Below are 12,777 nucleotides of genomic sequence, written 5' to 3' on the forward strand. Positions count from 1 at the left end.
CCAGGACGCCCCCATGCCCCATCCCATCCCCGTCCGTGACGTCCCGTCTCCAACGGGCAGGCCCCGCTCCGCCCATCCGGGGAGCGGCGGCCTCGTGACGCTCGCGCTGCTCACCCTCGTCGCCAGCGCGGGCTGCGCGCATTCCGCCGCGACGTCCTCGAACCCCGACACCACGGACCCGACCATGGACACCTTCGTCATCCTCTTCCGCCAGAACCCCCACCCGCTGTCGGAGGCGGACAAGGCGCTCCGCCAGGCGGAGGTCGCCACGTGGGCCCGGGCCCAGAACGCCGCGGGCCACGCGCTCGAGCCCCGCATCCTCGCGCCCGACGTGGCGCGCCCCGGCGGCCAATCACGCGTCGACGACGGCGCGTGGCCCGTCACGGCCCTGTTGTTCCTCCAGGCCCGGAGTCTCGAGGAGGCGGCCCAGGTCGCCGGCTCCCACCCCGCCACCCGGTTTGGTTCGGAGATCGAGGTCCGCCCCTGGGCCCCGCCCGCCGCCCCCGCGCCCCGCTGACGCCTCCTGGTACGTCGGTCGCGGGGCGGGCGGGCACCCGGAGAGCGGGCAGCCTCCTCGCCCCGGTCGCCACCTCCGACCCGTTTGCCTACCTTTCGGGGGATCCGGCGCGCCCGACGCAAGGCGCAGCACCCTGGCTTCTACCCGCGAGCACGCGCGCGTCTGGGCGGGGAGCTGGCGTGCTTGACCGGCTGGGGCCGGATTGCATCTCTGGCCCCGGAGGATGTGAACCGCGAATGTCCGCCCCCGAGTCATCGCCCCTGGGACTCGACCGAGCCCGGGTGGCGCACGCCCTGCGCCTGGCGCTCGCCGCCTGGCTCGCCTTCGTCATCGCCGTGCTGCTGCACGTGCCCAACCCGTACTGGGCCGCGATGCCCGTCTGGGTCGTCGCCCAGCCCTCGCGGGGGCTGATGCTGGAGCGAGGCTTCTACCGGGTCGTCGGGACGCTGCTGGGCGCGGGCCTGGGGCTCGCCATCCTGCACGCGGTGGACAACCCCTATCTCCAGTTGCTCGGCCTCGGCGGGGTGGTGGCGCTCGGCGCCGGCCTCACCCACGTGCTGCGAGGTGTCCAATCCTACGGCGCGATGATGGCGGGCATGACGGCGGCCATCGTCGTGCTGCCCTCGCTCTTCGCTCCCAGCCACTCGCTGGAGCTCGCGCTGGCCCGCATCGCGTGCACGCTGATTGGCGTCCTGGTCGTCACGCTCGTCACCGGCCTCTTCACCCCGGAGGCACGACGCGAGGACTTCTATGGCCGCGTCCAGAAGCTCGCGAGCGAGGCCGTCACCTTCGCGGCGCGCAGCCTCGCGCCCCTCGCCCCCAAGGCGCTCGAGGACGTCGAGCGACGCATCCTCGTCGAGCTGAGCGACGTCGACGCCTCCTCCAGCCTCGTCTCCGCGGGCTCCATCGAGGGCTACCGTCGGCTGCGCCACGTCGAGGCGCTCGTCGCCGCGTCGCTCTCCGTGATGGCCGCCGCGAAGGCGGTGCAGGCCCGGGTGCGCAGGGGCGAGGCACCTCCCCCGGAACTCGCCGCGACCCTCGCCACCCTGGCGGAGCGCCTCGCGACCGGAGCCCGACAGGCCCTCTCGTCACGCCTCGCCGAGGCGGGCGAAGGCCCCGAGCTGACGCGCCTGCGCCAATCCGTCCAGGAGCTGGCGGACGCGGAGCGCGCCCTGTTCGGAGGCCACGCGCCCGGCGGCGAGCGTCCGCCGGGGGACGCACGCGCCCTGGCGCTCGCGCCCCATCGGGACTGGTCCCTGGCTCGACGCACGGCGCTCGTCGCGGGCCTGGCCACCCTCGTCGCGGGGAGCCTGGGCACGGCCTCGGGCCTCGCCCCCGTCGGTCTCGGCGCGTTGGGCATCTGCATCTTCTGCATCGTGCTCGGCTCCATGGCGATGCCACAGAAGGTCGCGCCCCTGCTGTTCCTCGGCGTGTGCACGGGCGTCCTGTTCGCGACGCTCTACCGCTTCCTCATCCAACCGCACCTCACGACCCCGCTGGCGCTGGCGCTCTCCGTGCTCCCCTTCCTGCTCCTCGGGGCGGTCGCGCGCACGGCGGCGCGCACGGCCCTCCCCGCCATCGACGGCAACATGTGCTTCCTGCTCGCGAGCCAGGCGGGGATGCCGGCCGCGGGCGCCAGCGCCATCCTCGGCGGGGGCGCGGCGCTGGTGCTGGCCGCGGGGCTCGTCAGCGCCGGCTTCGTCTTCCTGCCGCGAGACTCCGAACGGCAGGCCCGGGGCGCCGCGCTGCGCGTGCGCGACGAGCTGGAGCGGCTGCTCACGCGGGGCAGCGCCGCCAACCTCCAGGCCTGGCAGGCCGACACCGCGCGCCAGCTCTTGCGGCTGCTGCAACACCTCGGGCGGGCCGGTCAGCTCGGCCGCGAAGGGCTGGACGGCCTGCTCGCGACGCTCAACCTGGGCGACGCCATCACCCGGCTTCGCACGCTCGCCACCTCCGCGGCCCTGGCCCCTGGACCAAGACACGCCACGGAGGAGGCCCTGCGGACGCTCGCGCGGCTCGCCCGCGAGCCCGAGCGTGTCGCCGCGGAGCTGTCCGCCCTCGTCGCCCACACGGAAGCGGGCCCGGCGCGACGGGCCATCGAGGCGGCCACGGACGCGCTCGCGGAGAGCCAGGGCCTGCTGACCTCGACGGGGCTCACCGCGAAGCCGGGGCCCCGCGCCCTGGCCAGGGCCTGACGGGAGGTCAGCGTCGGGTGGACAGGTAGCGCTCCAGGTCCGCCTGCTGCGCGTTCCGGAAGGCCAGACACACGTCGATGCCTTCCAGGATCTGGGCCAGCACCCGCGCGCCGCCCGGGGCGTGGGGGGTGCGCTCGGTGAAGAGATCAGCCGCGCCCTGGCGCGTCTTCGCGTCGCAGGCGCCCTCCACGGTGTAGGCCAGGGAGCGCACCAGCTCCGAGGGGAGCCTCGCGGCCAGGGCGTCGTAGTGCGCCTTCACGAAGTCGACGACGGTGCCGCGCGTGCGCGGGTCCGAGGAGCTGAAGGCGATGACGGAGAACAACGTCTCCCGGGGGTCGAAGTCGTCCGACAGCAGCAACACCGGCAACTGGGTCGCCACCAGCGCCGGGTCCGTGACACGCCCCAGGGCCTGGAGGAGCTGGTTGCGCACCACCCGGTCCTTCTCGGCGCGCGCCGCCGCGAGCAACCGCCCGTGGAGGGACGCGTCCACACGAGGCCCGGCGATGGCGAAGATGGAGTCCACCATCTCCGGGTCGACGGACGCGCGGTCCACGAGCCACCGCTCCAGCAGCGCGAGCGCCTGGGCGCCGAGCTTCGCATCCCCGCCGTCGCGCCCCACCAGCCACGTCAGCCGCGCCCGGAGCATCCGGACCTCCTCCGAGTCTCCCTTCGCGGGAGCGAGCCCCAGCTTCAGGGCCCGGGCGCCATAGAGGCTCCGCATCAGGCGGGCCCGGTGGGTCCACCCGTCCTCGGAGAGCAGCGTGGGACGGGCCAGGTCCAGCAGGGAGAGCGAGGCCAACAGCTCCAGGGGCTCCGAATCCTTGAAGCGCCCGAGCAGGGCCAGCGCCTCCGACACCGGCAGCGTGCCCGCCTCCGCGAGCGCCTGGGCGTCACCGAGCAGCGCCACCCGCTCGGTGCGGGACAGCTTCCCCAGTCCCTCCGACACGAGCCCCTTCCACGCGGGCCCCGTGACGTGCACCCGCACGTAGCCCGCGCCCTCCGCGTTCGGATAGAGCCACGTGGGGCACGACTTCGCCTCCGGCAGCGCCAGCTCCGCCTCCGGCTGCTCCAGCAGCGTGCACGCGCGGAGCGTCTGCCCCTTCACGCCATACTTGAGGCACAACGGCACGCGCCACGTCCGCGCGGCGGCGCCCGTCGAGCCGAGCGGCAGGTAGCGACGCTGCGACAGCTTCACCTTCGGCACCGCGCCCGCGCAGTCCAGCGAGGCGGAGATGAGCGGCGCGCCGCCCTGGTCGATGAAGCTGCCGACCACGGGGGCCACGTCCCGCCCCGCCTCCGCGGAGAGCGCCGCCAGGAAGTCCTCGGCCGTGGCGTTGCCTCCCGCATGGGCCCGGATGTAGCGCTGCACGCCCCGGCGGAACACGTCGCGGCCCAGCCACTCCTCCAACATGGTGAGCACCGCGCTGCCCTTGCCATAGGTGATTCCGTCGAAGGCGTTCTGGATGTCATCCGAGCCATCGATGGGCTGGCGCATCCGACGCGCGGACACCAGCCGGTCACTGCGCAGCGCGCGCGAGCGGACCTTCATCTGGTCGAGCCCGGCCTCCCACTCCGGCCGCCAGGCCTCCACGGTGCGGAACGCAATCCAGGACGCGAAGGACTCGTTGAGCCAGAGGTCGTCCCACCAGCGCATCGTGACGACGTTGCCGAACCACTGGTGCCCCAGCTCGTGGGCCTGGATGTTGGCGAAGTTGCGCTGGCGCTCGGGGGTGTCGTCCTCCGGCCTGGCCAACAGGATGTTGGAATGGAAGGTGATGAGGCCCGGGTGCTCCATGGCGCCGACGTGGAGCGACATCGCCATCAGGTCCAGCTTCTCGTAGGGGAAGGGCGACCCGAAGTAGTCCTCCAGCCGCGCGAGCAGCTCCGGCGTCACCTGGACCGCGAAGGCCCCCTCCGCGCCGCGTCCTCGCGGGGTGATGACGCGGGTCTTCACGTGCTGACGCCCGGAGGTCCCCGCGTCCACGATGTCGAAGGGCCCCACGCCGAAGGCGATGAGGTAGGTGGGCAGGGCCTGCGTCCGCGCGAACTGGACCTTCCGCCCACCGTCGGGCTCCGCCGTCTCGCGGACCACGGGCGTGTTCGACACGGGCTCGACCCCGGCGGGCACGCGCAAGGTGAGCTGCCAGGGCACCTTGAAGGACGGCTCGTCGAAGGACGGGAACACCCGCCGCGCGCCCAGGGGCTCGAACTGGGTATAGACATACCAATCCTCCCCCTCCTTCACCCGGAACGCGCCGTGGATCTCCTGCGTCGAGAGCGTGCCTTCGTAGACGAGCCGCAGCTTCGCGGGGCCGACGGCGAGAGGCGAATCCACCGTGAATCCCAGCCAGGGCTCCTCCACCTTCGCCAGCGTCACGGGCCGCGTCCGGCCCTCCTGCGCGAGCGTGGCCTCCTTCACCGTCAGCGCCACGCCGTGGAGCCAGAGCACGGAGGTGGGCGCCGTCACCTCCAGGTCGATGTCGATGACGCCCGCGAAGACCGGCGACCTGGGGTCCACCGTCAGCTCGGCCGCGTAGCCCGTGGGGCGAATCCCCTCGGGCAATCGCAAGCGCGGGACAGCGGGCGGAGCCTGCTCCACGCGCGGGGAGGGCACCGGAGCGGAGGGGCCTGAGGGAGCGATGCCTGGGTTCGCGCGACACGCGGCCAGGAGCGGGAGGAGCAGGATGAGGCGTCCGAGCGAAGTCATGGCCCGAGCGCGAGAGCAAGGGATACGCCACGTGCCACAGGTGACAACCCCATGAAATCACTCACTCGCCGATGAACGGACCTGTCCACCCCTGGGAATGGCTTCCCGAAGCCGGACACGCGAGCCCGCACGCCCATCACAGACGTCCGCCCCACCCCGTCATCACTCCCGAGTGCAATCTCCGCAAATCGATGCGGAGTCTGCATGCCCACGCGGCGGCAGGGTCGACACACCCGCCCTCGGCCCCGAACAACCCCAGGCAGTTGGGTGCACGGAAGCCAGACAGCACCGCGCGCGGGAACATCGGGTGTGTTGGAATGGAGGTTGCTAGTGTGCCACCGCATGACAAAGCAGACTTGGCTCCTCGCGGTGGTGGTGTCGCTGAGCAGTGGTTGCACCACCAGCATCCGGTCCAGCAGCGCCACCCACCTGGCCGCGAAGGACTCCGAGGTCTTCCTCCAAGGAGGAGTGGACGATGCGGCGCGCCGCGTCGCGGAGCTGCTGAGCAAGCGCGGCCTCAACATGACGAGCAAGCAGGCCCTCAAGGACGGGAGCCTCGTCTACACCTTCAAGGGGAAGCGCACCGACCTGACCACCGTGACGGGCGGAGACGCCTTCGTCTTCGGCAGCACGAATTCAGTGGGGTCCGCTGTCTTCGCGCGCTTCGCGCCCAAGGAGGACGGCGTCACCCAGGTGCTCTTCCATGGCAAGCCCTCCATGGATGGGCGCATCGTCTGCAGCACCGACGCCCCCACCTGGGTGCCGGCGTGTGGGGATGACGTCTACGCCGGCTCCATGTGGCAGGGGCGGGACCAGATGACCGGCAAGGACGAGGCGGAGATCATCCGCGGCGTCATGCTGGAGATGGAGCTGGGCCAGCCGGACGGACCCGGCGCGATGGTCGCCCGGAAGGCGGAGGCGGCCGCCGAGGCGGCGAAGCCCGCCTGCGTCGCCTCGGAGCATCCGGCCTGGGCCACCTCCAGCGCCGTGGAGAAGAAGCGGCTGCTGGAGCAGTGCCGCACGCCGGCCAGCCAGGTGGTCGACACGCGCTGAAGCCGCCCACGCCCCTGGCTCACTCCAGGGGCTCGAGGATGAACCGCTCGAGCTGGGCGCGGTCTCCGACCAGCTCGAGCGCGCGGATGCGCCCCGCCTCCATCGTGAGGTGGATGACCCCGCGCAGCGGCCCGCCCCCCGGAGACCACATCACCCCCACCACACCGTCCACCCGGGCGAGCCGAGCCCCACGCGCGCCGCCATTGAACATGCGGGCCACGGCGTCCGCCCCGCGCAGCTCCGCCGGCGCGCCGGACAGGACCGCCGCGCTGTCGGCACGCAGCACGACGTCCGGGGCCAGCACCGACAGCAGGGCCTCGAAGTTCCCCTCGCGAGCGGCCGTGAGGAAGGCGGAGACCAGCACCCGCTGGGCCCCCTCCTCGACCTCCGGAGCGGGCGCCTCGCCCTGGAGCCGGCGACGGCCCCGGCTCGCCAACTGACGCACCGCCTCCGGTGTCCGCCCGAGGATGTGGGAGATCTGCTCGAAGGGCACCGCGAACAAGTCGTGGAGCACGAAGGCGAGCCGCTCGGCGGGAGCCATCGTCTCCAGCACCACCAGCAACGCGGCCCCCACGGAGTCCGCCAGCTCCACCTCCCGCTCGACCGGAGGGGGACCGACACCGGCCTCCCGCAGGAGCGGCTCCGGCACCTGCAACCCCAGGTGCTCCTCGCGTCGTGCCTTGCGCGAACGCAGCATGTCCAGGCACACGCGGGAGACCACCGTGGTCAACCACCCGCCCAGGTTGTCGACGCCCCGCGCGTCCGCGCGGCTCAGCCGGAACCAGGCCTCCTGGACCGCGTCCTCCGCCTCGCTCCGGGACCCCAGCATCCGGAAGGCCACCGAGCGCAGGTGCGCCCGATGCTCCTCGAACCGCTCCGCCCGCCAGTCTCGTTCGTCCATCGCGCCCGTCTCCTCGCACGGATTTCCTCGCGGCGGTGACGAAACGATTCCGGCCGGTGTGACAGCCCACCGAAGAAAGCCCGGCCAAGGCCGCTGGACGCCCCCCTTGCCCGCTCGCGCGAGGACCGGCCTCGCGGGTTCCAGTCACAGGTCCGCGCCCCATTTCGTCACGCCGGTGAAGCACCTCACTCCGTGACGAAGGACACACCCATGCAAGCCCGAATGAAGCACCCCGCCATGCTCATCCCCGACACCATGAAGGCCCTCCAGGCGCTGGGCGCCTCCGTGGCCCAGGGCGGCGTGCCCCAGCGGACCCTGGAGCTGGTCAACCTGCGCGCCAGTCAAATCAACGGGTGCAGCCTCTGCGTCGACATGCACGCCCACGCCCTCGAGAAGGGCGGCGAGTCGAACCAACGCATCCACGCCGTGGGCGCCTGGCGCGAAGCCCCCTGGTTCACGGACGCGGAGCGCGCCGCGCTCGCCCTCACCGAGGCCGTCACCCGCCTGAGCGACACGTCGGACGCCGTCCCCGACGCGCTCTGGCAGGAGGCCGCGCGCCACTTCGATGAACGCGCGCTCGCGGCGCTGCTCGTGACCATCGCCCACGTCAACCTGTGGAACCGCCTCAACGTGGCCACGCGGCAGGTCGCGGGCTCGTTCCGCTGAAGCCCTCGTCGCCGCGCCTCCGGGGCTCGGTGGCCCCCTCTCGAATTGCCAGGGAGGAAGAACGCCGGGGCCCCGGGCGCAAGGCGTCGGAGGCATGGGGCGCCGATGGTAGAACGTCGTATGGCTCGCGCCCAACCGACGTCTCCCCGCTGCCCGCGCTGCAACGCCCCGTTCACGTTGGAGCCCGCGCAGGTGCTGTACACCTGCCACTACTGCAACGCCTCCATCGATACGCGGGGAGAGCAGGCACCACGCCCCCTCTATGCGGCGGGCACGGCGCAGAGCCAGAAGACGATGATCGTCTTCTGGGTCGCGTTGTCCGCAGTCCTCTTCATGGGCGGGGGAGCCGCCCTCGTGCTGTCGGCGTCCCCCTCCGACCCGGCCCCCTCCGCCCCGACGTACACGCCACCGCCGGAGCCCACCCAGCCCCCGACGCCCCAGCCGCCCCCCGCGCCGCCCGTCCCGCCACCGCCGTCGAAGGAGACCTACGACTGGCGTCCCCAGGTCCCGCCCGTCGTGGTGGACATCACCGGTGACGGGACGGACGACATCATCGGCGTCGCCTTCACCTCGCACCGCCCCCTTGGAGGCTCCGACACCGAATATGCCTACCGGGTGGTCGCGTTCGATGGCGTCTCGTTCGAGCTGCTGTGGGAATCCCCCATCGAAAGCGCCAATCCCCACACCACGCCCCCCACGCGGCTCATCCGCCAGGGTGAGCGGCTCCTGGCCAGCAACCACGGCGAGGTGGCCCTCCTCGAACTGGCCACCGGGAAGCGGCTGGGGCGCATCCCCCTGTCGGACGCGCCGGGCCGCCTCTGCATCCCCCAGGGGGACTCCGTGTCGGTCTGGGTCGAGGTCGTGGACGGGCGCGACCTCCTGGTCGACACGAAGACGGGCACCGCCCTGCCCGCGAAGCAGACGCCCGCCAACTGCCGGTCCCAGGCCTGGAAGGACGGGAGCTGCGAGCCCATCCAGGACGAGGAAGGCCATCCCCCCTGCACGCTCGCGCGCCACGTGCCCGCCATCCGCGGGTTCAAGGCCAACAAGGTCTACAAGGCCCATGACCTCGAGCTGGTCATCGGCCACCAGAGTCCTGGCACGCGCGTCCCCATGGCCGCGGTGTTCCAGCGCGCGGGGAAGCAGCCGCTCTGGCACGGCCTCGTCTCGGAGCTGTCCGCCACGAGCGTCCGCGACTTCGAGCCCGCGCTCGTCGAGATCTCCGAGGACGCCGTCTTCGTCGCCTACGAGCTGGTGGAGGGCGGCCTCCAGCTCATCCGCCGGGATGCCCGGACGGGCGCCGCGGAGTGGGACGTGGCCATCCCCGGGACGCGACACGCGGGGAAGCCCACCGGGCTGTGGTGGAACAAGGACCGCCTCTACGTCCCGCATCGGCGCTCGCTGTACGTCTTCGACGCGAAGACGGGCAACCTCGTGACGACGCTCGGGCGGCAGTGACGCGCCCCCCGGGGGGCGCGCCTCCGCCTCCGCCACGCCTCAGGGGAGCCGCTCTCCCGAGGGTTGGCCCCAGGTCGTCGCGACCTTCGTCAACAGCGCCAGGAGGTTCTGATCGATGAGCCGCACCGCGGCCTGGAGCTCCCCGAGCATGTTGGTCCGCGTGCGCAGCGCGTCATGGTCGTAGCGCCCCCCCGCGCCGAAGAAGGGCCCCGCGCCATCCGCCTCCACATAGCCGAAGGCAATCCACCGGGAACGGACGTTGTGCGCGATGGAGTGGCGCTGCTCGTTGCTGAAGTCCTTGTGGCGCAGCACGTACCAGAGGGCCGGGGGGAAGTCCTCGGAGTGCACCGGCTGTCGCCACACGTCCGCGAGCAGGTTGCGGGGGTGGTCGAACTGGATGGAGGGAGAGAAGACCAGCGCGGCGATTCCCAGGCCCGCGCTCGCCGCGCCGCCCGTGATGTCGATGATGTCGTTGGCCGTGTCGTCGTTGGAGATGGCGGTGGCGATGGTCGCCAGGGACCCCACCACGATGGAGGAGACGGTGAGCAGCGTCTGATTCCGTGATTCCATTCCGCCGAGCAGGCTCGCCACCTGCCCGGTGCGCTTCACCTCGCAGTCCAGCTCCGCGGCCACGCTGGAGAGCGCCGTCGAGAAGAGCAGCAGCCGCAGCTCCACCTCGCCCAGCAGCACGTCGCGCCGCGCCAGGGTGTCCGGCCCCTCCCCCGTCCGCTCCAGCGCCTCCAGCGCGCCCATCACCCCCGCCACGTGCGCCAGGAGCAGATCCTGCCGGGTGAAGCGCCGCCGCAGCCCCTCCGACACCTCGAACGGCCTGGCCAACGCCTCCGTCCGCCACGCCTCGTACCGGACCGGCTGCGCCGGGGCGCAGTAGTCCGACTCCGCGCCGCGTCGTTCGATGTGCCGAATCGACGAACACCCGGCGGAGATGACGCACGGAAACACGAGGAACACCCACCCCCGCTTCGAGCGCGAAGACGCCATCCCCTCCCGCTACGCCTGAGAGGGATTGGAGCGCCAGCGTCACACCTCGGAGGTATCACGCACGTGACACAACCCGCGCCCCCGCTGCGGGGCACACACCAGCCGCCGCTGACGCGCTGCGTATTGTGAGGGTTCACCCGCAGGCCTAAATAGCTCCTTGTTGTCACCCTGCTAATAAGCCCCCCTGGAGGGATTCACGCATGAGACCGTGGTGGAATCGAACCTTGGCGTTCTCGGGTTCCCTCGTCGTCGCGATGTCCGTCTCCCGAGCGACCGCGGACCCGCTGCCCCTGCTGGACAGCACCGCGAAGCGCTCACCGTTCGCGGCGGCCTGTGACGGCAAGCCGGACTCGACGCCGCTCCCCGTCGACCCGCGCACGCTCGTCGTCCCGGGCGTCAACAAGGCGGGCGCGGCGGTGCAGTTCAACGCGTACTGGGTGGACCTGCACACGTCCCCGGCGCCCTACGTCTCCAACCTGCCGGCCAACCCGACGACCTGTGGGCAGTTCCGAGCGAGCGCGAGCCGGGGCCGGTCGAACATCGAGACGCGCCCCTACTTCCAGCCGTTCACCACGTCGCTCGCGTACTACAACATGTTCACGCTGTGGGGTTACCTCATCCGCCCCTCGGACTTCGACGAGCAGATCATCAAGCGCTTCGGCCTGACCAAGGCCCCCTTCCGCAATCCCTATCCCTATCCGTGGGAGAACCCCAACCTGACCAACGGCGGCAGCGGTCAGCTCCCGCTGGGCATCATGCAGGAGAAGGACGACAACGGCCGCTGGACGGGCAACATCACCTCCGGGTGCTCTGGCTGCCATGATTCGCGCCTGGGCACGGAGTCCGAGGCCGCCTTCGTGTGGGGTCGCTCCAACGACGCCATCGACGCGGGCCTCATCCAGTCCGACTTCTTCCGCTCCACCGGCATCGGCAACATCCTCCACCTGGCCCCCGTGCCCTGGAGCGTGGGCCGTGGCACCAGCGACGCCATCGGCATCGTGGACCTGCTGCCCGCCCTCTTCGACATGGACTCGCTCGCGCTCGCGCCGAGCCTGCTCGAGTACTTCCCCACCCACGCCGGCGGCATGTCCCGCGCGCCCAACTGGTGGTACCGCGCGTGGAAGACGCGCCAGTTCTGGGACGGCGCGCTGACGTCCGACAACGTCCGGTCGGAGATGGCCTTCGGCATCGCCAACCTCGGCCGCTCGCCGGAGAAGCGCCGCGCCCTCACGATCGAGTTCGAGGACAACGACAACTTCTTCCTCTCCCTCTCGCCGCCCCTCTTCCCCAAGAGCATCAACACCGCGCTCGCCGAGCAGGGCGCCATCCTCTTCCACGAGCGGGACCTGTGGGCCAACGGCGCCAACGCCAACATCCCCAAGGCCGCCGGCAACGGTTCGTGCGCGAGCTGCCACGGCGTCTATTCGCCGCGCCACGCCGCCAACCCCGCGTTCCTGCCGGACCCGCGCCTCAAGGGCATCGCCGGCGTCATCACCCCCATCGAGACCATCCGCACCGACCCGGCCCGCAAGGAGCTCATGCAGGACGAGCGCAAGCGCCGGGCGTGGAACACCTCGTTCCTGGGCTACAACGACCAGCACCCGGACCATGGGCCGTACTACGACGACATCATCATGAGCGCCCTGCGCCGCGTGCCGCGCCGCGCCTATGACGTGGGCGACGGTCCCGTCTATTCGCCGGTGGGCCCCAACGAGTGGATCCAACCCTTCGGCTACGTCGCCCCGCCGCTGTACGGCGCCTGGGCCTCCGCGCCGTACTTCCACAACGGCAGCATCCCCACCCTGTGGGACGTGCTGAAGCCCTCGGACCGCCCCAACGTGTGGAAGCGCCAGCAGACGTCCACCAACATCCTGGGCACCAACGCCGGCTATGACTCCAGCTTCGCGGCGTTCGACTTCGACAAGCTGGGCTGGAAGGTGACGAAGCTGGCGTGCGGCGACGTGCCCGCCAACGACCCGTTCATCCCCTGCAGCCAGGAGATGGCCACGCCGGACATCCTGTTCGCGAACATCGCCAACCTGGTGGCCGACTACAACTCGCTGGCCTACCAGTCCCCGCCGCCCATCACCAACAAGCAGATCCGCTCGCGCATGATCTTCAACTCGCACCTGTACGGGCTCGGCAACGAGGGCCACGACTTCACCCAGTCGCTCACGGACGCCGAGCGCTGGGCCATCATCGAGTACATGAAGACGCTCTGACGCCGCGGCTCCCCGTGTGACGGGCGCGGTGCCGGCCCGTCACACCCGGGGAGGAGGCC

General features: G+C 71.6%; 9 protein-coding genes. 6 read left to right on the top strand and 3 right to left on the bottom strand.

Going from position 1 to position 12,777, the window contains the following annotated elements; genetic code table 11:
* Nucleotides 1–13: 13 nt before the first annotated feature.
* Together LZ198_RS03780 and LZ198_RS03785 are read left to right on the top strand one after the other, a co-directional pair.
* Nucleotides 14–517 carry a YciI family protein gene (locus tag LZ198_RS03780; protein WP_253970480.1) on the top strand — a complete coding sequence of 168 codons (504 nt, stop codon included), beginning with the start codon at nucleotides 14–16 and terminating at the stop codon, nucleotides 515–517.
* 236 nt (nucleotides 518–753) lie between these two features.
* Complete coding sequence (locus LZ198_RS03785) at nucleotides 754–2,712, top strand: FUSC family protein (protein WP_253970481.1); 1,959 nt, start codon at nucleotides 754–756, stop codon at nucleotides 2,710–2,712.
* Between the two features lie 7 nt (nucleotides 2,713–2,719).
* On the opposite strand, the gene LZ198_RS03790 is transcribed toward LZ198_RS03785, so the two are convergent.
* On the bottom strand, nucleotides 2,720–5,281 hold the full coding sequence (locus tag LZ198_RS03790) for a M1 family metallopeptidase (protein ID WP_323381899.1): 2,562 nt from the start codon (nucleotides 5,279–5,281) through the stop codon (nucleotides 2,720–2,722).
* Nucleotides 5,282–5,761: 480 nt separating this feature from the next.
* Here LZ198_RS03790 and LZ198_RS03795 point away from each other — a divergent pair, with 480 nt between their 5' ends.
* Nucleotides 5,762–6,472, top strand: coding sequence for a hypothetical protein (locus LZ198_RS03795; protein WP_253970483.1), 711 nt, complete (start codon nucleotides 5,762–5,764; stop codon nucleotides 6,470–6,472).
* Between the two features lie 19 nt (nucleotides 6,473–6,491).
* On the opposite strand, the gene LZ198_RS03800 is transcribed toward LZ198_RS03795, so the two are convergent.
* Nucleotides 6,492–7,373 (bottom strand): sigma-70 family RNA polymerase sigma factor, encoded by an 882-nt coding sequence (locus LZ198_RS03800; protein WP_253970484.1) that lies wholly within the window; start codon nucleotides 7,371–7,373, stop codon nucleotides 6,492–6,494.
* Between the two features lie 210 nt (nucleotides 7,374–7,583).
* Between LZ198_RS03800 and LZ198_RS03805 the strand changes: the two genes are divergently transcribed.
* Complete coding sequence (locus tag LZ198_RS03805) at nucleotides 7,584–8,039, top strand: carboxymuconolactone decarboxylase family protein (protein WP_253970485.1); 456 nt, start codon at nucleotides 7,584–7,586, stop codon at nucleotides 8,037–8,039.
* 120 nt (nucleotides 8,040–8,159) lie between these two features.
* Nucleotides 8,160–9,497: a hypothetical protein gene (locus LZ198_RS03810; protein ID WP_253970486.1), complete on the top strand. Its 1,338-nt coding sequence runs from the start codon at nucleotides 8,160–8,162 to the stop codon at nucleotides 9,495–9,497.
* A 39-nt stretch (nucleotides 9,498–9,536) separates the two neighbouring features.
* On the opposite strand, the gene LZ198_RS03815 is transcribed toward LZ198_RS03810, so the two are convergent.
* Nucleotides 9,537–10,496, bottom strand: a complete 960-nt coding sequence (locus LZ198_RS03815; protein WP_253970487.1) for a hypothetical protein — start codon at nucleotides 10,494–10,496, stop codon at nucleotides 9,537–9,539.
* Between the two features lie 200 nt (nucleotides 10,497–10,696).
* Between LZ198_RS03815 and roxA the strand changes: the two genes are divergently transcribed.
* Complete coding sequence (gene roxA, locus LZ198_RS03820) at nucleotides 10,697–12,718, top strand: rubber dioxygenase RoxA (protein ID WP_456094070.1); 2,022 nt, start codon at nucleotides 10,697–10,699, stop codon at nucleotides 12,716–12,718.
* Nucleotides 12,719–12,777 lie beyond the last annotated feature (59 nt).

The sequence above is a fragment of the Myxococcus dinghuensis genome, assembly GCF_024198235.1.
In the GTDB taxonomy this organism is placed as follows: domain Bacteria; phylum Myxococcota; class Myxococcia; order Myxococcales; family Myxococcaceae; genus Myxococcus; species Myxococcus dinghuensis.

Coding starts and splice junctions, on each gene's coding strand:
- roxA (WP_456094070.1), top strand. CDS start 10,697: ATGAGACCGTGGTGGAATCGAACCTTGGCGTTCTCGGGTTCCCTCGTC.
- LZ198_RS03795 (WP_253970483.1), top strand. CDS start 5,762: ATGACAAAGCAGACTTGGCTCCTCGCGGTGGTGGTGTCGCTGAGCAGT.
- LZ198_RS03805 (WP_253970485.1), top strand. CDS start 7,584: ATGCAAGCCCGAATGAAGCACCCCGCCATGCTCATCCCCGACACCATG.
- LZ198_RS03815 (WP_253970487.1), bottom strand. CDS start 10,496: ATGGCGTCTTCGCGCTCGAAGCGGGGGTGGGTGTTCCTCGTGTTTCCG.
- LZ198_RS03810 (WP_253970486.1), top strand. CDS start 8,160: ATGGCTCGCGCCCAACCGACGTCTCCCCGCTGCCCGCGCTGCAACGCC.
- LZ198_RS03800 (WP_253970484.1), bottom strand. CDS start 7,373: ATGGACGAACGAGACTGGCGGGCGGAGCGGTTCGAGGAGCATCGGGCG.
- LZ198_RS03780 (WP_253970480.1), top strand. CDS start 14: ATGCCCCATCCCATCCCCGTCCGTGACGTCCCGTCTCCAACGGGCAGG.
- LZ198_RS03785 (WP_253970481.1), top strand. CDS start 754: ATGTCCGCCCCCGAGTCATCGCCCCTGGGACTCGACCGAGCCCGGGTG.